The organism is Bacteroides hominis (genome assembly GCF_033042785.2).
Taxonomy (GTDB): domain Bacteria; phylum Bacteroidota; class Bacteroidia; order Bacteroidales; family Bacteroidaceae; genus Bacteroides; species Bacteroides hominis.
On record NZ_CP178829.1, the window covers coordinates 1,601,407 to 1,625,197 of the forward strand.

General features: G+C 46.7%; 17 protein-coding genes. 6 read left to right on the forward strand and 11 right to left on the reverse strand.

What is annotated here, in order from left to right:
- The first annotated feature begins 26 nt into the window (after positions 1-26).
- Positions 27-764, forward strand: coding sequence for a potassium channel family protein (locus R3O62_RS06850; protein WP_005810725.1), 738 nt, complete (start codon positions 27-29; stop codon positions 762-764).
- A gap of 380 nt (positions 765-1,144) precedes the next feature.
- Here the strand turns inward: R3O62_RS06850 and R3O62_RS06855 are convergent, their stop codons facing one another.
- Entirely contained in the window at positions 1,145-2,146 is a 1,002-nt protein-coding gene (locus tag R3O62_RS06855) for a malate dehydrogenase (RefSeq protein WP_005778865.1), read from the reverse strand.
- A 220-nt stretch (positions 2,147-2,366) separates the two neighbouring features.
- Between R3O62_RS06855 and R3O62_RS06860 the strand changes: the two genes are divergently transcribed.
- The 4 genes from R3O62_RS06860 (at position 2,367) to R3O62_RS06875 (ending at position 5,527) form a co-directional block, all read left to right on the forward strand.
- The gene (locus R3O62_RS06860) at positions 2,367-3,206 is read left to right on the forward strand and encodes a CvfB family protein (protein ID WP_005778864.1); all 840 of its coding nucleotides are present in this window, start codon (positions 2,367-2,369) and stop codon (positions 3,204-3,206) included.
- Positions 3,207-3,308: 102 nt separating this feature from the next.
- On the forward strand, positions 3,309-3,938 hold the full coding sequence (locus tag R3O62_RS06865; RefSeq protein WP_005778861.1) for a DUF4476 domain-containing protein: 630 nt from the start codon (positions 3,309-3,311) through the stop codon (positions 3,936-3,938).
- 14 nt (positions 3,939-3,952) lie between these two features.
- Positions 3,953-4,621, forward strand: coding sequence for a DUF4476 domain-containing protein (locus tag R3O62_RS06870; protein ID WP_005810718.1), 669 nt, complete (start codon positions 3,953-3,955; stop codon positions 4,619-4,621).
- A 9-nt stretch (positions 4,622-4,630) separates the two neighbouring features.
- On the forward strand, positions 4,631-5,527 hold the full coding sequence (locus tag R3O62_RS06875) for a hypothetical protein (protein ID WP_005810716.1): 897 nt from the start codon (positions 4,631-4,633) through the stop codon (positions 5,525-5,527).
- 525 nt (positions 5,528-6,052) lie between these two features.
- Here R3O62_RS06875 and R3O62_RS06880 read toward each other — a convergent pair.
- Both R3O62_RS06880 and R3O62_RS06885 read right to left on the reverse strand, forming a co-directional pair.
- On the reverse strand, positions 6,053-6,406 hold the full coding sequence (locus R3O62_RS06880) for a hypothetical protein (protein ID WP_032531754.1): 354 nt from the start codon (positions 6,404-6,406) through the stop codon (positions 6,053-6,055).
- 551 nt (positions 6,407-6,957) lie between these two features.
- Positions 6,958-8,880 carry a biosynthetic peptidoglycan transglycosylase gene (locus R3O62_RS06885; RefSeq protein WP_044302217.1) on the reverse strand — a complete coding sequence of 641 codons (1,923 nt, stop codon included), beginning with the start codon at positions 8,878-8,880 and terminating at the stop codon, positions 6,958-6,960.
- A gap of 163 nt (positions 8,881-9,043) precedes the next feature.
- Here R3O62_RS06885 and R3O62_RS06890 point away from each other — a divergent pair, with 163 nt between their 5' ends.
- A complete protein-coding gene (locus R3O62_RS06890; protein WP_234190944.1) occupies positions 9,044-10,291 on the forward strand; it encodes a MutS family DNA mismatch repair protein in 1,248 nt (415 codons plus the stop codon).
- A gap of 66 nt (positions 10,292-10,357) precedes the next feature.
- Here the strand turns inward: R3O62_RS06890 and R3O62_RS06895 are convergent, their stop codons facing one another.
- From R3O62_RS06895 to R3O62_RS06930, 8 genes are all read right to left on the reverse strand, one after another.
- Positions 10,358-12,595: a glycoside hydrolase family 31 protein gene (locus tag R3O62_RS06895; RefSeq protein ID WP_032542914.1), complete on the reverse strand. Its 2,238-nt coding sequence runs from the start codon at positions 12,593-12,595 to the stop codon at positions 10,358-10,360.
- A 193-nt stretch (positions 12,596-12,788) separates the two neighbouring features.
- On the reverse strand, positions 12,789-14,504 hold the full coding sequence (locus R3O62_RS06900) for a RagB/SusD family nutrient uptake outer membrane protein (RefSeq protein WP_165016393.1): 1,716 nt from the start codon (positions 14,502-14,504) through the stop codon (positions 12,789-12,791).
- A 16-nt stretch (positions 14,505-14,520) separates the two neighbouring features.
- Positions 14,521-17,691 carry a TonB-dependent receptor gene (locus R3O62_RS06905; protein WP_032531749.1) on the reverse strand — a complete coding sequence of 1,057 codons (3,171 nt, stop codon included), beginning with the start codon at positions 17,689-17,691 and terminating at the stop codon, positions 14,521-14,523.
- A gap of 209 nt (positions 17,692-17,900) precedes the next feature.
- Entirely contained in the window at positions 17,901-18,830 is a 930-nt protein-coding gene (locus R3O62_RS06910; protein WP_269110188.1) for a FecR family protein, read from the reverse strand.
- Positions 18,831-18,924: 94 nt separating this feature from the next.
- Positions 18,925-19,485, reverse strand: coding sequence for an RNA polymerase sigma-70 factor (locus R3O62_RS06915; protein WP_269110189.1), 561 nt, complete (start codon positions 19,483-19,485; stop codon positions 18,925-18,927).
- A gap of 501 nt (positions 19,486-19,986) precedes the next feature.
- Positions 19,987-21,309: a TolC family protein gene (locus tag R3O62_RS06920; protein WP_005778845.1), complete on the reverse strand. Its 1,323-nt coding sequence runs from the start codon at positions 21,307-21,309 to the stop codon at positions 19,987-19,989.
- A gap of 55 nt (positions 21,310-21,364) precedes the next feature.
- A complete protein-coding gene (locus R3O62_RS06925) occupies positions 21,365-22,465 on the reverse strand; it encodes an efflux RND transporter periplasmic adaptor subunit (RefSeq protein ID WP_005810704.1) in 1,101 nt (366 codons plus the stop codon).
- Between the two features lie 80 nt (positions 22,466-22,545).
- A complete protein-coding gene (locus tag R3O62_RS06930) occupies positions 22,546-23,790 on the reverse strand; it encodes an ABC transporter permease (RefSeq protein WP_005778840.1) in 1,245 nt (414 codons plus the stop codon).
- Position 23,791 lies beyond the last annotated feature (1 nt).

A 23,791-nucleotide genomic window follows, 5' to 3' on the forward strand; every position in this document is an offset into this window, starting at 1 on the left:
AAATAACCCATAAAATATCAGTGCTTATGAAAATGGCTCTTTCTGATTTTTCTTTACGGAAGAAAGGGATCTACGGCATTCTGCATGTCATCATCCTGCTGCTTTCTCTTTTTCTGGTCATCAGTATTTCGATTGATACATTCAAGGGCATCCCTTTTTATACTCAGTCGGTATATATGAAAGTCCAGTTGTGGATTTGTGTCTTGTTCCTGTTCGACTTTATTCTCGAATTGTTTCTTTCGAAAAACAAATGGCACTATCTCAGTACACACTTCATTTTCCTGCTGGTGGCGATACCCTACCAGAATATTATATCGTATATGGGATGGACTTTCTCTCCCGAAGTGACTTATATGATTCGTTTCGTTCCCTTAGTACGGGGTGGGTATGCGATGGCCATTGTGGTAGGTTGGCTCACTTATAATAAGGCTTCCGGTCTGTTTGTCTCTTATTTGACTATGCTGCTTGCCACTGTCTATTTTTCCAGTCTGGCTTTCTTTGTGCTTGAGCATAAAGTCAACCCGCTGGTGACCGGTTACGGAGATGCGCTCTGGTGGGCATTTATGGATGTGACTACGGTTGGTTCCAACATCATTGCCGTCACCGTGACGGGACGTGTACTCTCGGTGCTGCTGGCTGCACTGGGTATGATGATGTTCCCGATTTTTACTGTTTATGTCACCAGTCTGATTCAGAAGAAGAATAAAGAGAAAGAAGAATATTACAAGCAGTTGGAGGCGGCCGATGACAGTAAACAAAAGTAAGGCTTTTCAGCTCTCTGTCCCGCAGGGACGGGAGTTGATATAGAGAAAGGGAAATAGCTCTATTCGGAGAATGCGTCATTGGAGTGCGTACCCTATGGGAGGGCATCTGTCACGTCGAATGCCGGTTCCGTTTACATACCGGGGTAAATGCTTTTACGTACCGGGGTAAATGGCTTTACATACCGAGGTAAATGCTTTTACATGCCGGGGTAAATGGTTTTACATAGAAAGGGGAAATTCAGGTAAATATAATCTGCTGGTTATCAGTGTTACTGAGGCGGTCGCCCAAGTCGATGTTTTCCGGATAAAACTAAAAATACTGCCCATCCGCATATGGCAGACAGGCAGTATTCCAACTAATTAAACTTTGTATGATGTCATCAATTTATATGCTTGTTCAGCTCGTGCCATTTATTGATTTCCGGAAGGATACCCATAGCTATCACTTCATCACGCAGTTTGCATAAGTGAGCGTAGCTCTCTTCCATTTCTTTCTGTTCTTCAGGAGTACCTTGTACTTCTTTATAGCTAACGCCTTCTTTGGTGATGGAAGTTTCCATTGCCATCAGGATGTGGTCGAACTTCTTGTCAGATACATAAGTGCCTGCCGGCCAGCGGAAAGGTTGTCCGCCCATGGCTGCCGCGATCATTTCGATAGACAGATAAGCCGGGCTTTGGAATGAAGAGCGTCCGCGCAGATCAATGATGTGTTTTCCACCTTGAATAACGCGTACTTTCAGATCTTCCCAATCCTGCATAGGCATGCGTGGAGTATCGATGATCTTGGTCAGCGCTTCACCTTGTACTTTAGTGGTAGAAGCAAATACGGCCATCTGTTCTCCGTGGCCGCCATATGTACGGCAGTTTACAATTTCGGATGCGGGGATATGGAGGTACTTCACCAGTTCGTTTTGCAGGCGGGTGCTGTCCAGAGCGGCCAGTGTGGATACCTGTGACGGTTTCAAGCCGGCATAGAGCAATACAATCAGTCCGGTGATATCGGCAGGATTGAACACTACGACCACATGTTTCACATCCGGGCAATACTGGCGGATATCTTTACCAAACTGGGCTGCGATTTCTGCGTTACCTTTCAACAAGTCTTCACGGGTCATGCCTGCTTTACGGGCGGCACCACCGGATGACACAATGTACTTCGCACCTGATAAAGCTTCTTTGATATCTGAAGTGTAAGTCAGGTTTACGCCTTCGAACGCACAGTGGTACAGCTCCTCGGCTACACCTTCCAAAGCGGGTGCATAAGGATCATACAGACAAATGTTCGGAGTCAGTTTCATCATCAGGGCAGTCTGTGCCATGTTAGAGCCAATCATTCCGGCAGCTCCTACGATCGTAAGTTTTTCGTTGGTTAAGAATTCCATAATTTATATCTTTTTTTAATTCGACAATTGCTTTGTTTCTTGTTTCCGGTGCAAAGATAACTCGTTTAAACGCAGGTTGTTTATCGAAAAAAGTTTTGCGCTATAATGAAAAGTTATCGTCTGCGGATGATAACAAACAGATGCAGCGATATGTTTTTCGACGGCTTATTATTCTTACGTCTGTTTTTTATTTATCTTTGTCACAAACTGAATGAAGATTATGAGTATTGAATTAGGAAAATTCAACCAGCTTGAGGTAGTCAAGCAGGTAGATTTCGGTATGTATCTGGATGGCGGAGAAGAAGGCGAAATTCTGCTGCCTACCCGTTATGTGCCCGAAGATTGTAAGGTGGGAGACTGGTTGAACGTCTTCCTTTATCTGGATAATGAAGAACGGTTAATAGCCACTACATTGACACCTTTGGTACAAGTAGGCGAGTTTGCTTGTCTGGAGGTATCCTGGGTCAATCAGTTCGGAGCTTTCCTCAATTGGGGACTGATGAAGGACCTGTTTGTCCCTTTCAGTGAGCAGAAGATGAAGATGCAGGTAGGGAATAAATACGTCATTCATGCCTACATTGACGATGAAAGTTTCCGCATCGTAGCTTCAGCCAAGGTAGACCGCTATTTGTCCAAAGAGAAAGCTCCTTATCAGCCGGGCGAAGAGGTGAACATACTTATCTGGCAGAAGACGGATCTTGGGTTTAAGGCGATCATTGAGAATATGTACAGTGGTTTGCTGTATGATAGTGAGATCTTTCAGACCTTACATACGGGCGATACGCTGAAAGCATATATTAAGCAGGTACGCGAAGACGGCAAGATAGACCTGATTCTCCAGAAACCGGGTTTTGAGAAAGTTGATGATTTCTCAAAAACACTTTACCGCTATATTGCAGACCACGGCGGACGGATCGGATTGAATGACAAGAGCCCCGCCGAAGAGATTTACGATGTTTTCGGCGTCAGTAAGAAGACATTCAAGAAAGCCGTTGGCGACTTATATAAGAAACGTCTGATCCTGCTCCACGAAGACGGAATCGAGTTGGTTCGTCCCTAAACTGAATAGGGAAAACCCTACGTATGAATAGACAGAATCATTAGGGTGGGGAGTTTCCTCATCCTATTTTTGTGATATTAAAAACAATAAAAACTAAACGATATGCGAAAAGTAATCATAACCCTTTGTTTCTTGTTCGCTGCATTTATGGCACAAGCCGGAAGAATCAGCGGAATAAATATCCAGAGTGCAGGTGAGGCGATTCTTGTCTTTATGGATGGCGAACAGATATGCACGCCGACAGAGACTTGCTTCATAGCCAACTATTCGGGCAGACACCGCATAGAGGTATATGCCGCGCGCTATATCCCGCGCACCGGACAGAGTGTAAAAGGAGATTTGTTGTTTCAGGAATGGGTGTCAAATCCCGGTATGAACATACGGGATATCCGGGTAGGTAGAGAGGGGCGTCCCGGATACGGATATGATGTGGTGATGAACCGTGCAGAGTTCGACCGCTTTCTGAGAACAGTGAAAGATAAGCCTTTCGATTCTGACCGCAATAAACTGATCGAGACTACCCTTGTCTCTACCGGCTTTACTTCCGATCAATGCCTCCAGTTGGTTAAGTTGTTCAGTTTCGACAGTGAAAAAATAAAGCTGATGCAGGCCATGTATCCGCGGATTGTTGATAAACCGAATTTTTATCTGGTTATTGAGAGTCTGACTTTTCAGTCCGATAAGAATAAGATGAACGAATTTGTGAGAAAATACCATAGTCAACGTAACTAAAACCTATATAAATTATGAAAAAGATACATGTTTCAGCAATACTACTCTTGCTCGTTGTCATGAGTAGTTGTGCCAGCCTGTTGGCAGATTTCAGGAACAGCCAACTGATGGGGATTCAGAAAGGAATGACGCAACAAGAGGTGAAAACCATTCTTGGAGAACCGAACTACAGACGCTTTGATGGTGGCATGGAAGAGTGGGAATATCGCGGGTACCTTTCCAAAGCAGGGCCTTCGGTGATTTGCGTTAACTTTATAGACAACCGTGTCGTAGGGCTGGATTCGTTCAAGGACGGTGCACCCACTGTTCCTCCCGCTCCATCTTTCTCTTTAGGTATTGGCGGTACAGTTTCCGCTTCGGAAGTGGGGCATTCCTATAGCTACAGGGCAATGAGAAATGACGAATTTGCCCGCTTCCTGAATGATGCAAAGAGTAAAACATTCGACTCGGACAGGACGGACTTTATCGAAAAAGCAGCGAGTTCTACCGGGTTTACTTCAGAGCAATGCCGTAGACTGATAAAACTTTATAGCTTTGATGATGACCGCACTAAGGTGCTGAAGATACTTTACCCGAGTGTAGTGGATAAAGATAACTTCTCCATAGCAGTAGATGAACTGGACTTCCTGTCGAATCGGAGTACTGTGAAGGATTTTGTGAAGAATTATAATAGAACTAAATAGACTTGAGATATGAAGAAACGAGTACTGATATTCTTTCTGGCCATCGGAATCACTGCTGTAAGTAGTGTGAGCATGGCTGCCATGAGCAATAGCCGCATTCGTAAGGAGACTCGTTTCCTTACCGACAAGATGGCCTATGAATTGAACCTGAGTACGGGACAATATAATGATGTATACGAAATCAATTATGATTTTGTTTACTCCATCCGTTATCTGATGGACGATGTGATGCGGGGAGAAGAGTGGGCGCTCGATAAATACTATCGCACGTTGGATATTCGTAACGATGACTTACGATGGGTGCTGACTGCTTCACAGTATCGGCGTTTTATAGGGGTGGATTATTTCTATCGCCCGATTTACGCCAATGGCGGAGGCTGGAGCTTCCGGGTCTATATCCGGTATACAAACCATAACCACTTCTATTTCGGAAAGCCTTACCACTATAGCAGTTATTGCGGCGGACACTATCGTACGCACTATCATAACAGCTATTATCGCGGACGTTACCGGCATGATTTCTATTCCGGTTCCCACAGCATAAGAGATCACCGGAATTATAACACGCACCGTCGTTCCGATTTCGGTACGGTAACTATACGTCCTAATTCGGCACGGAGAGATGATGTGCGGAGGAATGATGTGCGGAGGGAAAGTTCTGCCTCACGAGATAAAAACAGGGTGACTCCGAGGAGTTCAGCAACTCCTAATAGGGTGACTCCTGAACGTACGGATAGCAGACGCAGTAGTAGCCGGAGCCAGGAGAGGGTGAAGAGTAATAATGGCACCCGAAGTTCAGTCTCTGAGCGTTCTTCTTCAAGCAGACGCAGCAGTGGAAATTCTGCTTCAGGCAGTAGCCGTAGTTCTTCTTCCCGCTCGTCGGAAAGAGGGAGCCGGGATAAATAACGTCAGTTCGACGAATCTTATTTGTCTGCATTTCGATCTTCCATCTTCCACCTTTTTGCGTTTATCACTCTAATAATCAAAGAAATATCCGGGTGGAAGATCGCATTTTTCAGCCCTTTATCTTCCACCCGTATCTTCCATCTTCCACCTACTGTTTTAAGGCAAAAGTAAGGCGTAAAATGCTGGTCATCAGCCGAAAGATACGCCTTTCTTAAGCAAATACACCTCTTAAAGCATTTCGTTTTCCCTTGTTGTTTAACCGGAAATGGTGCAATCTGCATCCGGTTCCGGGTATACGGGACGAGATAAAGATACCGACATGAATGATTAAATATTGATAATTAGATGATTAAATATGAAATAGAATAGAGAAACGATTCATGTGAACTGGTTAAATGAAAGAAAAAGAACCGCTGTCCTCCGGGGGGTAGAGTGGCAGCGGTTCGACGAGTTAACTGGTTTGGTGAGTCGGATTTAGATTTAAAGTCAATTATAAAAGAGAATTTATTATGAAAGATCAAAGTACTATAGCCCGTCTATAATGACAGGCGTTTTGTGATAATGGTTCTTTTTGCATATTTGATTGATCCGGGATATATATTTGGAAGTGGCATACGCCTGGCTTGGTGTACGTTTCAGGCACGAATATTTCACTTTATGAATTTCTAAAAGAAGTTCGGCTACAAAGACAATCATGTCTGCACGTTCGATATGGGAAGGTGAACAGAAACACTCTGAATATTCATAATCCCGCGTAGAGAGTGTATAATGCAGAATCTTTTTACCTCGCTGAAAAATAAAATCCAACCGATACCAACCGTTTGCGTTGGTTCTGCGCCGGTGGAAAGACAAGATTTTGATAGTAGATTGTTTGCCCATAGCTCAAACGTATATCGGGCAGGGAAAAATGAACGGCCCTGCTGACCCGCTGAACTACATCATTCCATTGCAGAGCAAGAAAAGCATATATGCTGACCCATTACGGTATCAGACACGGGGGCAGAGCCGTCTTTTATCCAGAAGCTGCGGACATAAATAAATTATGCCCGTAGCTAAAGTTAGACAAAGAATGCTTTCTATGTCTTGCTCTCCAAGCGAGAGAATGTTGTAGTTCACCACAAAGATGGTGATAATTTCTGAATTGCCATAGCAAACGGCTAAAAAATGTACAATGAAACACTTTTTGCGGTGGAATTGTTTGCTGAATACCCTTTGTATAGGGGGACTTAACAAAAAAAGAACGGTTCTGTGTCGGTAAATGCTCTCTTAGCAGATAAATCAGTTAGGATGGGGATGTGTCAAAAGCCTTTTCACCACATAGATTATCACAGATTAACAACTTTACTAATCAATGACTTAAAATTCACTCTGTGTCCTCTGTGTCCTCTGTGGTGAGTTTCCCCCCTATTCTGCTTTTGGTATCTGATAAATTACTGTATGCTGTCTCTCTCCAAGTCTTTCCTTGCTTCGCCGGTCACATTTATCTCCGGGCGGATACTGTCCGCCGCCGCTTCGCTGATAACTCCTTTTTTTGCCAGTCGTTCGGCTATCAATCGATAATAGCCTTCCAGGTTTTCTTTCAGTTTCATGTCACCGGTGAACGAATTTCGGAAATGCTTGGGCTTCGGAATGATGGATGCCAGGAAGATGGACTCCTCGGCTGTCAGTTGAGACGGGCGTTTTTTAAAGTAGTAGGCAGCAGCCTCCTGTGCTCCGTAGACAAGCGGCCCCCATTCCACTATGTTCAGATATACTTCGTACATCCTGTCTTTGGAAGTGAGACGTTCCGTTTCTATCAGCCAGACGATCAGGGCTTCTTCCAGTTTCCGGGCGATGTTTTTGTTCCGGTTCAGGAATACGTTTTTTACCAGCTGCATGGTGATGGTACTTCCCCCACGGGCAAAACGTTTCACTTTCAGGTCTTGTATCAATGCTTCACGCATGGCATCGGGAAGAAAGCCCCGGTGATAGTAGAAAGCTCCGTCTTCACTTTGCATCACAGACATTTGCAATAGTGGGGAGATGCTGTCCAGTGGCGTGAAATGTTCCCAAGAGGGGCCTATAGGGAAAGTGCGTACCGGCTGTCCGTTTTCGTAAGCCGTATAGATAAACTCTTCCGACATTTTACCAAGGTCTGTGGCTCCGTATTTCACAATGCGGAAGTTTCTCTCCTTTAATTCCGATTCCAGCTTCAGGCTGTCCGGTAGGGCAAAGTCCACATCCAGCAAGAAATGATAGGACAGTTCGCCGTCCGTCTTTATCCCTTCCAGATTGCTGAATAATCCTTTGGGGAGCGAGCCGAAGAGTTCGTTTGCCGGAAACCAGGACTTGTTTAAAGCTGCTGTGAAGTGCCATTGGTGTTCTCTCTTCTCAGCTTTCAGATAAGGATGAAGCTGCATCTGGTTGAATTGCACCAAGGTTGTGCTGTCCAGTTCGGCGAACTCTTTACCCACAAGAACCCGGTAGGATATTTGTCCGCGGTCCAGATTGACTGTTTGAGGGGAAAGAGCTTTGTGATACACTTCAAGTCCGTTGACTGCTGCTTGTCCTGTCAGTATAATCTGACCGCTGTTTCCTTCCGATTCAGTCAGGCTATAGGTAAGGGTATCCAAGCGAATGTCCGCACCGAAACGGCGTTTGAGATAGGGGAGGGCGATTTTCTCCTTATGCTGTGCATAAAGTTCGGCTTTTAGCGTGTGGTGGCTTCGGTTTACTTCTCCACAGGTGGTCCAGTGTTGTCTTACCGAATCTTCCTGTACTTCGATATCGGAGTTGAAATGGTTTTGCCGTATGCTTAATTGCGGGATGCGGATGGCTACGAAGTTACGGTCTTTCCGTTCGCTGACGTCGACTTGACGCAGTGTTCCGTTTTCGGGTAAGAAACCATAGAGCAGGTTCAGTATCCTGTTCACTCTGTGGGCATAGTCGGCTTGTGCCGAACCGGCCGGTACCTCCTGTTCCTTTTTCAGGAAGAGGAAGTCATAATTTGCTGTGCTGTCTGCTTTGATGAATGAAACTTTCAGCCGGTCGGCGGTTACGTTGCGTACTTCGATCTTTCCGCGTAGCAGTTTCCAGAAGCTGAGGCGCATGTTCAGGGCATGCAGGGTGAGGAGGGTGTCCCGCTTGTCAGGGACTACGGAAAGATTGCTCAGCTCGATTTCGTTCAGCCCTTTCATTCGCAAGGCATCGTAGCGGATGGATAATCCGTATTTTTGTTCGGTGCGCAGTATCCGCTTGCCAACCATTCGGCAGAGAATTCCGTTGCGTCCCCAATATAAACCTGTCAGAACAAGGATCAGGACACTTCCTGTAATGATGAGAGCGATGCTCCCTTTCGTACGATATTTTCCCATTATGATATGTAAACTACGGATTTATCGGCTGCAAAGTTATACAATTCCGGGAGGATGGATGATGCTCTTTCCGGAAAAATATTCTATCTTTGAGAAATCGATCATATGAGATACCGTGAAACAACTACGAACAGATAGACAGACTCTCAATGACTTAGGAGTGATGGAGAGTACGTATGGCGAGAAAACTCTTTTCTCTCTCTTTGACATGACGGAAAGTGACGGAGGAAAGAGGTGTCTGGAAGATTGGGCAACCCATCCCATATCCGATTGGCAGATGCTGCATGAAAGGCAGGAGGCAATCCGGTGTCCGGACTTCCCCGAAATACGTATTTGTCGGGAAGAGCTGGATTTTATAGAGTTTTATCTTAGTCAGGGAGACCGTCCGACAAGGGTTACTTATCTGGAATCTGTTTTATCACGTGCTTTCAGGTTGTTCAGAAGTACTCCCGAACGCTATATCATTCAGAGAGGAACAAAGTTGCTTGAAAACGTCTTGCTGGAACTGAAGATTTTTGCGGATCATGTGACCGAACTTTCTCCCCGGTTAATCCGCAGCATGGTAGCTACTGTCCTGGAGACTTATCAGGCTACGGAGTTGGGCAAAATGGTAGAATCCTGCGGACAGGAGGACGGTTTTTACCGGACCGACCGACTGGATTATATTTTCCGCTATCGGCGCAACCATACCATTGCTGATCTTCTTTCGATTGTATATCAATTGGATGCCATCCGTACCATGCACCGTACGGCTGTTGCGAAAGGATGGTGTTTTCCTACGTTTACGACCGATGGCAAATTTGTGCTTCGTGACTTTTACCATCCTCAGGTGAAAGATGCGGTGAAGAACGACTGGGATATGGAGCATGGGAATATCTGTATCTTTACAGGATCAAATATGGCCGGTAAATCCACGACCTTGAAAGCGATAGCGTCCGCCGTATGGCTGGCTCATGCCGGATTTCCGGTGCCTGCTTCTTCTATGGTCTGTCCGGTGTTTGATGGTATCTTTACTTCTATCAATCTTCCGGATTCGTTAAGGGATGGGCGCAGTCATTTTTATGCGGAAGTACTCCGGGTGAAAGAGGTGTTGCAACAGATTAATGAAGGTAACCATTGTTTTGTGCTGTTCGACGAATTGTTCAGGGGGACCAATGCACGGGATGCTTTTGAAGCATCGGTAGCCGTGACCGAAGTGCTCAGGGGGAAGGTGCACAGCCGTTTCCTGATATCCACGCATATCATAGAACTGGCCCGGAGGCTGGATGGAGACGATTCTTGTTGCTTTTATTACCTGGAATCTGCCATAACAGATGACGAACTGGTATGTAACCATAAAGTGAAGCCGGGTATTTCGGAGTCCAGGGTCGGATACTGGATTGTGAAGAGAGAACTTGCCGGAATGCAGTAATCGGATATAGAGGGTGTGCCGGGAGCCTGCCACAGCCTGACGGGTTCCCGGCACATCCTCGTGTTATTATTGTATCTTGATTACAACCGGTTTACGGATGTCCGTAACCTTGACTTGCACTACAATTCCGTTTAATTCCTTATCCGGAGTGGCTCTTACCTTTTTACCGTTCACCTGTATGCGGGCTTGTGTCGTGACTCCCGGCAGTTCAATCCGGTAAGCACGTTTCCGGGGCTGCCCTTCATAGGTTCCTTCTGCCGGCGACACGGTGATGATTGTTTGTTCTCCGGTCTTCTGATAGTTGAGGCGGGTGGTGGCATACTTGCCGGCCAGATAATCCTGCGTCAGTCCGTCATCCTCGTACAGGGTGTAAGTGTTGTCCGCTCCCTCTTCTCCCGGATAGCAACGCACGGTCAGTTCGGTGAGCGGGGTGGAGCACATTCTTTCCGTATATGGCTGCATCGGCAGCGGATGGCCTCCTTTGATAAACAAGGGGAATTCGTCCAGTGGGCTTTCTGTCTTTATGACTTGTCCACCCTCTTGTTTCTCGCCGGTGAAGAAGTTATACCAGCTTGTTCCGCCCGGCAGCCAGACTTCTTGTGTGGCTGTTTTCTTCTCTCCTTTGCCCTTTGTAGTGATGGGGGCACCCAGTAAGAGATCTCCGAACAGGAATTGTCCCGGATATTGATAGGCTTTTTCTTCTTCCGGATATTCGATGTACATTCCCCGGTTGAGCGGCAACATATCCGTATGGCACTGGCGGACGGAGGAGTAAATGTAGGGCATCAGCTGCGAGCGCAGGTGATAAATCCTGTGCATGGCCTTTTCTGCCTCTGTCCCCCAAAGCCAGGGGCGGCGGTCGAGTTTTTTGTCATATACCGAGTGGATGCGGAGTGAAGAGTTCAGCAGTCCGAATTGTGTCCAGCGGGTATAGAGTTCCGGATCGGTTCCGTCATAGAATCCACCGAGATCGTGTGCCCAGAAGAAACAGCCCGCATTGCCGCTGGTAGTCGTCAGGTCGACCTCAAAGCGGAGCAAGTCCCAGTTGCCCACGGCATCTCCGGAGAACTGGATCGGATGGCGATGGTCTCCCCAACCTGCCCAACGGCTGAATCCTGCGCCGCGGAGGCGGTTACCGGCCGAGTAGTTATAATAAATGTGATTCAGCCAGGGAAGGTGTTTCATGTTTGTACCCCGTACCAGCGGATACAGATAATCTTGTTGCCAGTCGAGCCACCAGAATGCTACACCCATGGAGTCGCTTTCCTGATGGGCATGTTTCATGAAGGCATTCATATAATTGCGGTCGCCTGCGTCAAACAAGGGTACGCCGGTTTTCAGCGTATCTGCTCCCAGGTCACGTATGAATGCTTTGTAGCTGTCCTCGTGCGGGCGGATACCGTCGTGCGGATGTTCGTTCAGTACCACGTAAATATGGTCGTCTTTGAAGTCGCTTATCAGCTTCTCCGGTTCCGGAATCAGTTTCCGGTTCCAGCTGTAACCCGTCCAGCCGCGTGTGCCGGCATGTCCGGTTCCCACTTTGGCGTTTTGCGTATGCCATCCCATGTCGAACACCATGATGTCGAGTGGGAAGTCGTGTTCGCGATATTCACGTACCAGTTGACGGTAGTCTTCGTCCGTATAATTCCACCAGCGGCAATACCAGGAACCGTGTACATATTTGCGGGTCATCGGTGACGGACCGCTGACTGCCTGAAGCGATTTCAGGGCTGCCTTATAGTCATTGCCGTAAACAAACAGATACAAATCCTGTACATGGCTGCGGTCGCGTTCGGTGACCCATCCGTTTTTCAGGATTTCTTTACCGGTGTCGTTAATCAGGTACCATCCATCGCGGCTCAATAATCCTTCCTGTCGGTCGATGGGGCCGTCTACATCGTCGAGCGTGGTCACCGGTCCCAGCAGGTTCCGGCTTTGGCGGCTGGCTATGTACCAACGCGTCTCTTTGGGTGCGTCTCCGTTTCTGAAGTAGACAAACAGGTTGGTTTGCCCGAAGGGGAATCCGTCGTTGTAGTACTCGATGCGCAGGACGGGGGTGGTCATTACGTAGCGGTTGCCCTCTTTTCTCTCCACTTTTACGTCGGTACATCTGGGAGTGCGGTCGACAGCGAAGAGTGTAGAGTCATTCAGGAACTGTCCCTGCTGTGCGTACTCCATACGCACCAGATGGTCGGTGATGAACGTGAACCGGCTGTTGCCTATAACTACCGGATTTGAACAGAAGGACGGCAGGCAGAAGAGTAGCCCGGCTATCCGGAGAATGGTTCGTTGGATGTTTCTCATGTCGTTTTTATTTTCGTTAATTGAACTGTTCAGGCTGTATTTTCATTTCATACGAGGGACCCTCGCATACCCGGACGAGGGTGCTTCGTATACCCGGACGAGGGTGCTTCGTATACTCGGACGAAGGTGCTTCGCATACTCGGACGAAGGACCCTCGTATACTCGGACGAGGGTCCCTCATAAGATTCTCCTTTTATGGATTCTGTTCCAGTACTCCCGGATACGAGTCGATCTCACGTTGCGGGATGAACTCGATTGCTGCCGGATCATCGGCAGAAATGGTCAGGCGAACCGAGGTTGCGGCGCCACGGTCGTGAGTACCCGGATAACTGCGGTTCATCGTCAGTCCGTTGCGGAAGATGTCGAAACGGCGATGACCTTCGAAGGCCAGCTCTTTGCGACGTTCTTCCAACACGTATTCCAGCAGGGTTTTGCCCGGTTTCATCTCTTTTGCCGTGAGTGCCGGGATGTGTGCACGGGTACGGATCACGTTCAGGTCTGCCAAAGCATCGCCCAGTGCCGGTTCTTTTGCATACGCTTCCGCACGGTTCAGGTACATCTCGCCCAGGCGGAGAACGGTTGGCGACCACAGTTGAGGCTGGTTCTCCTGCTTGGAGCATTTGTATACATAGTACTTCGGGTAGTCGTTGCGTTTTGCCATCAGGTTCTGGATGGTTACGTAATGCTTTTCGTACGTGCCCGGATTGGGGTTATCCTTACCCTGTTTCAGTCTCGATTCCACGTAATAGCCTCCGGCATCCTGCTTCATGGCCAGTGTGTCTTTGTATTCGTACTTCGACAGATAAGCGTCTTTGATGCGATAGTTTCCGTTTTCTTCCACGATTTCATTCCAGCGGTAGTACTTTCTGGGCACTCCGTCTTCTTCGGAAGATTCGATGTAGATAAACTCTTTGCGATATTCGCCCGTATCATCGTCTTTCAGATATTGTGGAACGATGTAGCGTGAGCGCAGATCTTCCGGATATTCGGCATACGCATCCCGGAGTGGTTCGGAAGCGTACAACTCTCCCCAACCCACACCGTCGATGTTGGCATAAAAGCCTCCGATGGAGTTCCAGCCGTAGTCGTCTTTATCTTTGGTGCAACGGATGGCGAAGATGATTTCCGGATTGTCCTCGGGCACCAGTACATTGGCTGTGGCATACGTTTCTCCTTCCAATAGTGTGCGTCCCGAGCTTTCTATCACCTCCGTTGCATATTCGGCAGCCAGTTTATTGTTGCCCATATACAGGTAGACACGTGACAGTAGCGCTTTGGCGGCACTGGGGCCGGCGTAGATATTCGATTCCGAGTTCAACAGGGCTTCCGCTTTCTTCAGGTCTTTCAGGATCTGTTCGTAAGATTCCTTCACGGTAGAGCGCATCGGATAGTCGTTTACGTCCGCCGTCAGTTTCAGGGGAATCCCCAGGTTGGTTTCCGGCGATTGGTTGTAAGGGCGTCCGAAGACGTTGACCAGTACAAATTGCAGCCATCCTCTGAGGAAGTAGTTTTCACCGATCAGCTGATCCATCTCTTTGCTTTCCCCCTCTTGTGCCTTCTCAAGTATCTTGTTCGAGTTGATGATGGAGCGGTAGGCCCATCCCCACATGTTGGACATGTGGTAGTTGTCCGTGATGCGCTGATAGTTGTAGATGTACATTAAGGCATCCGACGATACACCGCTCAATGACACGTTGTCACTGGCCAGTTCGCCTGCATAGTGCCATCCCTGGTGGAAAGCGGTTTTTTTGAATACGGCATAGTTGCCGCGGGTGGCAGACAACAACGATTCATAGCTGCCGTCCAGTTCGTCTTCCGTCAGCTGGTTATAGGGGAGTTCCTCTATGGAGCAGGCCGAGAACCCGATCAGAGAAACGAATAAGCAAGATACGATATGTTTGATTTTCATAATATGACGTGATTTTTTAGAATGAAACATTAAGACCGAACACGATTCTTCTGCTCAACGGATAGATGGTACCTGCATAGCCGTCCGTGCTGCTGTCCGACAGTTGCGGAGATACACCCGAGAACGGAGTAAACGTGAACAGGTTGTCGGCACTGCAAGAGACGTTGACCCGTTGCAATCCCAGTTTTCCGCATAGCTTTTCCGGTATGGAATATCCCAGTGACAGGTTGCGCAGGCTGAAGTAGTTGCCTTTCTCCAGATAGCGTGAAGACGATTTGTTGGAGTTCTTATTACCGCCGTTGATGGCTTTCGGATGCGTGGCGATGTCTCCTTCCTTTTCCCAGCGTTTCCATCCGCTTTTCAACTTCATAGAGTTGTAGTCGGCATAGGCACCGTCGGAGTCAAGCAATTCACGGGATTGGTTGTAGAGCAGGTTGCCATATACAAAGTCGAAGTTGGCAGTCAGCGTAAAGCCTTTGTAAGTGAACGAGTTCATCCATCCGCCGGTGAACTTCGGTGCGGCAGAACCACAGTATACGCGGTCGGCTTTATTATAAGAGTCGGTGGTGACACGGTTGCCGTTTTCGTCGGTGGTATACCACAGCGGAGAACCGTTGGCAGGATCTACGCCGGCCCATTCTCTCAGGTACCATTCGTCCATATCCCGTCCCTCTTCCAGACGTTTCAGACCCTTCAGTTCCGGTTTACCTCCATAAAGTTCGGTTACCCGGTTCCGGTTGAATCCGATGTTGAAATCGCTGGTCCATTGGAATTTGGACGTACGGATGACATCTGCGTTGAGGCTGATCTCGATACCCTTGTTATTGATGGCACCTACATTTTTGTATTGTCCCGTATAACCCGATATATTGGGCAGCGGGGCGTAGTACAATAAGTCCGAGGTGTTTTTGTTGTACAGGTCGATGGTAACCCCGAAACGGTCGAAGAACCGTGCGTCAATACCGATGTTGGTAGTGTAACACTTTTCCCATGACAGGTCGGCATTTCCCATTTGTGAGGGGAAATAGGCAACTTCATCATTGTACATCATTGAAGAATAGAGCGGATAATGACCATAGTATGCTCCGGGAGTGTTTCCCAAAGAACCGTAACTCACTCTCACTTTCAGTTGGTCGATGGATTCACGGAGAGACTCGAAGAAAACCTCGTTCTGGATATTCCAGCCACCACTGACTGTGAAGAAGTGCCCCATGCGGTTGTTTTTACCGAAACAAGACGATTCGTCCATACGATAAGACACTTGTCCCATGTAGCGGTTGTCATAATCATAGTTAGCGTTGAACAAGGCCGATTGAGTGGCGATGGCATCTTTGTATCCACCGATGGATTTGATTCCGGTCGTTACATCCAGAATCTCTCTGCCCGGCTGGATGCCTCTTCCTTCGGCAGAAGTCGATTCATAAAAGTGGCGGGTGTATTCGTAAGCTCCTAATGCGTTTACCTTGTGTTTGCCGAATGACTTTTCAAAACGTATCATCTGGTTGGTGAACTGCTTGGTCAGTAACGAATTGGAGTTTGACAGAGAGCCTTTGTCCGATTGTCCCGAACGCGAACGCTTGTCCGTATAGCTTTCGGAGCGGTTACTGATGTAACGGATGTAGTTGTTCGATTCGAAGCGCAACCAATCCGTAATCTGGTAATTGAAATTGATGGTCCCGTCAACCGTCAGCTTCTTTGAACGGCCCCAGTTCCATTGCAGGTCATACATGTCGTTGATCCCGTCACGCCCTCTCCAGTCCTGCTCTTGTCCCGAGCGGATGGAGCCGTCTTCATTGTACGGATAATCCCAGGGCAGATAGAGGTAGGTGTTGTACACACTGCGCTGTTGGCTGTCTGTGCGTGACAACGAACCCGAAATCTTGGTTGACATCGTGAAGCGGTCTGTAAACTTCACATCGTTGTTGGAGCGGAAAGTGAAGCGGTCCAGTGTAAAGTCCTTGATGGCACCCTCTTCGCGATAATAGTCTGCCATGACGAACGAACGCATGCGGCCGCTGCTTCCGGTATAGGTAATGTTTGCGTTGGTATATAATCCCGGTTTGGAAGCTTCTTTAAACCAGTCCGTGTTGTGTTTCAGCAGTTCTTCCGTGAACCATGACTGATTGTTCCAGGACTTCTGGTAGTCGTAAAGCTCCTGTGAATTCATCATTTCAAGACGTCCGGTCGAGAGCAGCGATACACCGGCATTCACCGAAATGCTATATTTGTTGGCATCGTATTCACCTCTTTTAGTCGTAACTACAATGACCCCGTTGGCAGCACGCGAACCGTATAATGCCGTAGCCGAGCCGTCTTTCAATACGCTGATGTTGTCTATTTCATTCGGGTTCAGTCCCGGATCTTCACCTACGATCACACCGTCGACTACCCAAAGCGGGGAGACTGACGAGTTCAGCGTGCCTTTACCGCGGATGCGGATTTTGCTGGCCTGTCCCGGCTCGCCGGATGAACCGGAGACATATACACCCGAAACCTTTCCTTGAAGCATGTTTCCCACTTCCAGTGTGTTTACGTCCTTCAGTTTATCGGCTTTCACAACAGCCACTGAGCCGGTTACGGCCGATTTTGTTTGCACGGTATAGCCCACCACGACAACCTCTTCCAGCGTCTTACTGTCTTCCAGTAACTTGATGTTCAATGTCTTCTGAGAGCCTACTTTAACCGTTTGAGTCAGATAACCGATGAAGGAAACCACCAGTTCGTCACCAACTGCCGCTTCGATGGAGAATTCACCGTCAATGTTGGTACTCACGCCTGTAGCGGTACCTTTTATCATAATATTGGCACCGATGATGGTTTCTCCTTTGATGTCTTTCACCACTCCTGTGATGATACGCTTTTGCAGGGAAGCGTCTGTCTGGTTTGTTTTTGCCATCAACATGATGTTATGGCCCTCCATGGCATAGCCTACATTGGTGTTACGGAATAGAGAAGAGAGCACCTCGGCTACCCGTTGCTGTTTTACGTTTACGGTTGTGTGCTGATTGACATCGACTTCTTTCTCGGAGTATACGAACAGATAGTCGGTCTGGCGTTCTATTTCGCTCAGGACTTCCCGGATTGGTTTGTTGTTTTTCGAGATAGATACCTTTGTTTCCTGAGAGTTCGCATTGTTGGCGAATACTCCTGAAATGAAAACGAAAAGGAATAAAACTATCATTTTCATAGTATGTGAAATTGATTTATTTACGATTTTACTTGTTTTTATCAGAGTGTTTTTCATACATTTGTACACTGTGTTAATTAATACTCACTAAGTTTTCGCAGACTGGGGTATTGTTAACCCGGAGCCGGAAGTGTGCCACCACTTTCGGCTCTTTTTGTTCTTATGTTTTCATTTGTTCCGGTTTTTAATTTAAAGTTAATACTTGGTTTTTAGTTTATAGTAATGGTATTATGTTCTTCGTCGCGTTTATAGGTGAATTTACATTTCAATTGAAGTACTTTCAGCACATGTTCCACACCATCTCTGATACGGAACTTTCCGGTAAACCGTACATTCGCCAGTGACTCTTTTTCCAAGACGAATTTTACATCGTAATATAGACCTAACTGGCGGATGATTTCATCCATACGTGTGTTGTCGAAATAGAGGATTCCTTGCATCCACAATGCCCGGTTCCATTCGCTGATACTCTCTTTCCGGAGCTGACCGGCTTTGCCGAACAGACGTTCGTTGGGTTGCAGTCTTACTTTCTTACCGGTAGTGGTCTCGCTCACCTCAACCGAACCTTTTAGGAGCACCGTTTCAAAGAAATCCTGGTCTTTATACATCATCACATTAAATTCCGTACCCAGTACCCTTACTTCATATTCTTTGGCTTGCACGATAAAGGGCTTTTTTTCGTTTCTTGCTACCTGAAAGTACCCTTCACCATCCAATGTCACCCTGCGCTCTTTCCGGTCAAACCGGTCGGGGAATGTGAGTGTCGAATTTGAATTCAGGCATACTCGTGTTCCGTCGCCCAGTGTCAGTTCTGCCCGTTGTCCCGAAGGAACATGTATGGCTCTCAGATCCGGGGTCTGTTTCCCTCTTTCCGGCGCCAGGAAATAAACAGAGGTAACTGCTATGAGGAAGATAGCGGCAATTTTAATGATCTCCCGGATGAAGGGGAGTGTAAACCGTTTCTTTCCCTCTATGACTGTTGCCTGTTTTTCCTGCCAGAGAGTGATGTCGTACAACTTTCTCAAGGCCAGATATTCGCGCATGTGTTGTGGGTCGGCATCCAACCATTGCGCTACCATCTGTTTTTCTTCCGTACTGGCATCTCCTGCAAGATATCTGTTGAGTATCTCTTGATTCATAATTTATTAAGAGTTCTTGATGAACGTTTTTCGATCCGTTACATATATAAGACGATAGAAATGAATGTAACCCTAATCAGTTTCTTCATTTTTTTTAGTGAAAATAGAAAAAGAAGTAAAAAAGAGGTAGATAATCTTTGAGTGAAACTCGAAATTCTTTGAGTGCTTTCGATATGTGATATTCCACTCCTTTAACTGTAATGTGCAGTTCTTCAGCTATTTCCTTATTCATCTTGTTCTCGAAACGGCTTTTCTCAAATACCAGGCGGGTCTGTTCCGGAAGTGAGCGTAAAGTAGCCTGAATAATTTTGTTAACTTCGGCAGAAAAAATCTCCGATGGGTCGCAAGCCTCCAGACTGGATACACGAATGTCCAGTTCACGGACACAAAGTTCGCTCAATTCGGACATCGCGTTCAGTTTGTTCTGTTCCAGACGCAGGTAATCCAGTGATTTGTTCTTCAGGATAGTGAGTAACATAGCCTGGGGAGAATTTATAATATCAGATTTCAGCTTCTCCCATAGCTTTATCAGGGCTTCGGCAGCGATGTCTTCTGCTGCCTGTTCGTCGTGTACATACGATCTGGCAAACAAGAAAGACTTTCTGTAGTAGAGAGTATAGAGAGCATTAAAACTGTTGATATTTAAGTCGTCCATCCTAATATTCCGTACCTGGGTATTTTTCTGTATTATCTAAATGCGCTGCAAGGTATGAAAAAAAAAAGCAAAAGAGGATTAAAAGGTGTGTGTTTTCCTTTTTTCTGATATAAAATGTCCGCTAATGGAAGTGATATGTCCGTTGCTGAACATCTCTTTGTTTTATATATATGCTGATAATTAGATAGTTGTATGCTTGGCACATTACTTGTACAGGGATAAACGGGTGAGTTGTCCGGTCGTGGTGTAACTTACTCTTAGATTGTAATTTTGATTGATAAAGGGTGGAATGTGAATTTCGCCCTTTATTTTGTGCGGGCAACAGGGTAAAAAAGATAGGGGGGTGTGTCGAAACTTATATTCACCAAAGACTACACAGGTTTGCACAGATAAATATCATTAGCTATCAATAGATTAAGCTCTCTCTATGGAACTCTGTGTTACTCTGTGGTGAATAATGACACATCCCCCTATCACTTACAATAATAATAACTTCTTTTCTTAATCAATGGGCTGTCCTTTATAGAAGTCCAGTATCTTTGTACGGAACAGATAATCATATTTGGCTTGAATCTGGTCGGACAATGCTTTGGTGAGATTCAGCTTAGATTCATTGTATTCAACCGAAGTTGCTTTTCCATTATCGAATTTCTCACTCATTAGACGGAAAGATTCCCGGTTGGCCTCTACGGCTGATTCGCTTGACTTAAACTTGCTTTCGGCGGCTACAGCATTGTACCATGCTTGTTGGATTTCTTTGTACAGTGCTTTCTTGCTGTTGTCCAATTGCAGTGCCAGATTGGTCTGTTGCAGGCGTGCCGTACGTACACGGTTGCGGGTAGCCAGACGATTGAATATAGGTATATTCAAACTGAATCCGGCATATTTATTCAGGTTGTTCTTCATTTGATTACCAAAACTTGAGCCGGCACTACCATTTACTGTATAGAAATTCGTACCTAATCCGGCTGAGAAGGACAACTGAGGATAGTAGCTGCTTTTAGCTATACGGATGTTTTTCTCACTACCTTCAAGGCGGTATTGGGCTGCTTTGATACCGGGCTTGTATAACATGGCCTGATTATAAATATCGTCCGGTGAAGTAAGTGGAGAAAACTCCAACTCAGTATCCGGGGCAGCCAATGCGAAGTTCTCCGGAGTTGGCAGTTCAAGCAATTGGCTTAGGTCGAGCAAGGCCAACCGGTAATTGTTATCTGCCTGCACAGCGCTCATTTCGTCTTGTGCAACACGTGCTTTGGCTTCAGCAACCTCGGCAGGAGAGGCTTTTCCTACTTCATGCAAGCGGGTGATACGGTTCAGTTGCTCTTTACTGAGGCCTACCTGGCTCTGGGCCACTTTACTTAGTTCCAGATTAAAGAGTACTTGCAGATAAGCAGAAGTGACATTGATGGCCAGATCCTCTTTCGCTTTATTCAAGTCTTCTATTGCAGCTTTCAGGTTGAGCTTCGTAAGCTCGTACTGATTGGGTAGTTCCAGACCGGTGAATAAGGGAATATTCGTACCCAGGCTAAAGCTGCTGCTACCGCTGTTAATGTCGTTGTAGGTATTGTCTACGGGTGATGCCGTGCGCCCCCAGCTCCAGTTTTGCGAAGCGCTACCGCTGAGGTTGGGCAGGCGTGCCCATTTGGCTGTGTTTACATCCACCTTGCTTTGTTCGGCTGAATTTGCTGTTTGCTGCACACTGATGTTATGCTCAATGGCATAATCGATACACTGACGTAGAGTCCATCCTTCCTGTGCCTGTGCAGCGTAAGTGGACAGTCCGGTCAGTATCAGTAAATTAATTAATATTTTGTTTCCCATATTATGCGTTGTTGGTGATTCGTATTTTCTTTATACCTCTTTTATATATAAAGGCTTATTTACTTTTCTTTTCCGAAGCTCTCACTTTTTCTTTTCCGGTCAGACCCTCTTTGATTTCCAGTTTGATACCATCGCTCATACCGGTTTTGATTTGGCGACGTTCGAACTTCTGTTCGGGAATGCTATCGGTCATTACCCATACGAACGTGCTGTCACCGCTGAATTCGATTACGCCCTCGGGAACTGCCAAAACTTTCTGTGCACGTTGCAGCACGATTTCTGCGTTGGCAGAATATCCGGAACGGATCTGTACTGAATCCGGTGCGTGAACGGCCGCTTTAATCTCAAACTGATTGGCTCCGTTTTCTTCCACACCTTTCGGAGAAATGTATTCCAGTTCGGCATCAAATGTAAGATTCTGCAAAGCACCGATCGTCAGTTTCACCGGCATACCTTCATGGATACGTCCAACCTCTGTTTCGTCTATTTTACCTTTGAAAATCAGGTCATTCATGTTAGCTACCGTGGCGATAGTCGTACCGTCATTGAACGTATTACTCATAATAACGGAGTTACCTACTTTGATGGGTACATCCAGAATCAGTCCGTCGATGGTCGAACGGATCAGTGTGCTACTGAACGATGCACTGTTTTTGGTGATCCCCTCTTTGATGATTTCCAATGCATCTTTTGCTGTCTGCAATTCTTCGCGTGCCTTCTTTATATCCACTTCACTCTTCTCGAACTCCTCTTTGCTGATTAGTTTGTCATTATAAAGCTTCTTGATACGTCCGAAGTCGGTTTCTGCCTGAGCTGCACTGATTTCTGCTACGCGCACACGGCTTTCGGCTGAGTTTAACTGGCCCAGTTCCGGAATAACTTTCACTTTTGCGATCACTTCACCTTGTCTGATGGTTTGTCCGGCCTCCTTATATACCTCGGATATGATACCGGATATTTGTGGTTTAATAAGTACTTCATCTCGTGGTTCTACTTTACCGGTGGCCACTGTAGTCTTTTCCAGGTCGGCAACTTCCGGGGTGACAGTTTCATATACAGTTGTTTGGGGTTTCGACTTCTGGTACAGGAATATGAATGTCCCAATGAAGATGGCGGCTACCACTACCAGTAATGTGATTTTCAGATACTTTTTCATCTTGTTTTATATTTTGAATTGTTATTTTCTATACTTGACTGTGTCTCTTTTCTGCTTTTTGTGGGGGGAGAGGCTGTACTTTATTCATCTCTGATAGCCTCTATCGGACGGATGGCCATTGCCCTGTAAGCCGGTGCCAGCCCGGCCAGTAATCCCAGTGTCACCAGTAACAGGCACGTTCCGATAGCCATGCCAAAGGAGACCTGGAAGTGAGAATAATGGTCTTTACCGGAGTTAACGCCTATTTCCATCAATTGCAGGATCAATACTCCAAAAGAGATGCCGGCCATGCCTGCTATGGTAGTCAGTACCATACTTTCCGATAAGATCTGTTGCAAGATATCTTTCGGACGGGCACCGATGGCACGTCGTATACCTATTTCCGTGGTTCGTTCCTTTACCGTTACCATCATGATGTTCGATACACCGATGGCGCCGGCCAGCAAAGTACCCAGGCCCACCATCCAGATCAGTACATGGATACCGGTAAACAAATTATCCATCATCGAGAACATGGCTTCCGCATTCAGCTTCATGACTGCCTGCTTATCGTCCGGTGCTATATAATGTGCTTCTTTCAGGATGCTTTCTATTTCCGGTTCCAGATCGCTTACTTTTTTCCCGGGTTTCACGGTATAGCATATCACATCGATACGTTTTCCCATATTGTAGGCTTGTTGCATGGTACTAAAAGGTAATACAACAGCTTCCGAAGCCCGTCCCTGAATATTTATGTTTCCTTCGGATACACACATACCGATCACCTGGTAATAGATTCCGTCTACCCGTACATACTTTCCACAAGGATCTTCGCCCGGGTTGAAAAGGCTTTCGTAAACGCGTTTGCCGATCACGCAGACTTTGCGTCCTTCGCGTACGTCCACATCATTAATGAATCTTCCGTAAGCCATATCCTGATTTTCAATCTTGGCGTAGTCCGGATAGAGCCCCTTTACGCTGCAATCATACTTTTTTTCTCCGAAAATGGCCGTCGAGCCCCAGCGGGCTATCGATGGGGTAATAACATCGATATCTTTTACTTTCTCACGGATTTGTTCTACATCCGAGTTCTCGATATCCCAGTAGCGCCCTTTACGGAATCCTTTGTAAGCTTCCCCTGTTTTCTGGGAGCCCATGAATCCCGAGTTGGTGGCAAATCCTTCGAATTCGGCTTGCATCATGTCCTGCATCCCTTGTCCGCCCCCCATCAGGGCTATCAACATGAAGATACCCCAGAATACTCCGAAAGCCGTCAGCAGGCTTCGTGTTTTGTTTCTTGTTATCGTGACGAGGATTTCCTCACACGTGTCTATATCTACTCTCATA

Coding starts and splice junctions, on each gene's coding strand:
- R3O62_RS06930 (WP_005778840.1), bottom strand. CDS start 23,790: ATGAGAGTAGATATAGACACGTGTGAGGAAATCCTCGTCACGATAACA.
- R3O62_RS06860 (WP_005778864.1), top strand. CDS start 2,367: ATGAGTATTGAATTAGGAAAATTCAACCAGCTTGAGGTAGTCAAGCAG.
- R3O62_RS06855 (WP_005778865.1), bottom strand. CDS start 2,146: ATGGAATTCTTAACCAACGAAAAACTTACGATCGTAGGAGCTGCCGGA.
- R3O62_RS06890 (WP_234190944.1), top strand. CDS start 9,044: ATGGAGAGTACGTATGGCGAGAAAACTCTTTTCTCTCTCTTTGACATG.
- R3O62_RS06900 (WP_165016393.1), bottom strand. CDS start 14,504: ATGAAAATCAAACATATCGTATCTTGCTTATTCGTTTCTCTGATCGGG.
- R3O62_RS06905 (WP_032531749.1), bottom strand. CDS start 17,691: ATGAAAATGATAGTTTTATTCCTTTTCGTTTTCATTTCAGGAGTATTC.
- R3O62_RS06885 (WP_044302217.1), bottom strand. CDS start 8,880: ATGGGAAAATATCGTACGAAAGGGAGCATCGCTCTCATCATTACAGGA.
- R3O62_RS06895 (WP_032542914.1), bottom strand. CDS start 12,595: ATGAGAAACATCCAACGAACCATTCTCCGGATAGCCGGGCTACTCTTC.
- R3O62_RS06865 (WP_005778861.1), top strand. CDS start 3,309: ATGCGAAAAGTAATCATAACCCTTTGTTTCTTGTTCGCTGCATTTATG.
- R3O62_RS06870 (WP_005810718.1), top strand. CDS start 3,953: ATGAAAAAGATACATGTTTCAGCAATACTACTCTTGCTCGTTGTCATG.
- R3O62_RS06925 (WP_005810704.1), bottom strand. CDS start 22,465: ATGAAAAAGTATCTGAAAATCACATTACTGGTAGTGGTAGCCGCCATC.
- R3O62_RS06910 (WP_269110188.1), bottom strand. CDS start 18,830: ATGAATCAAGAGATACTCAACAGATATCTTGCAGGAGATGCCAGTACG.
- R3O62_RS06850 (WP_005810725.1), top strand. CDS start 27: ATGAAAATGGCTCTTTCTGATTTTTCTTTACGGAAGAAAGGGATCTAC.
- R3O62_RS06880 (WP_032531754.1), bottom strand. CDS start 6,406: ATGGGCAAACAATCTACTATCAAAATCTTGTCTTTCCACCGGCGCAGA.
- R3O62_RS06920 (WP_005778845.1), bottom strand. CDS start 21,309: ATGGGAAACAAAATATTAATTAATTTACTGATACTGACCGGACTGTCC.
- R3O62_RS06915 (WP_269110189.1), bottom strand. CDS start 19,485: ATGGACGACTTAAATATCAACAGTTTTAATGCTCTCTATACTCTCTAC.
- R3O62_RS06875 (WP_005810716.1), top strand. CDS start 4,631: ATGAAGAAACGAGTACTGATATTCTTTCTGGCCATCGGAATCACTGCT.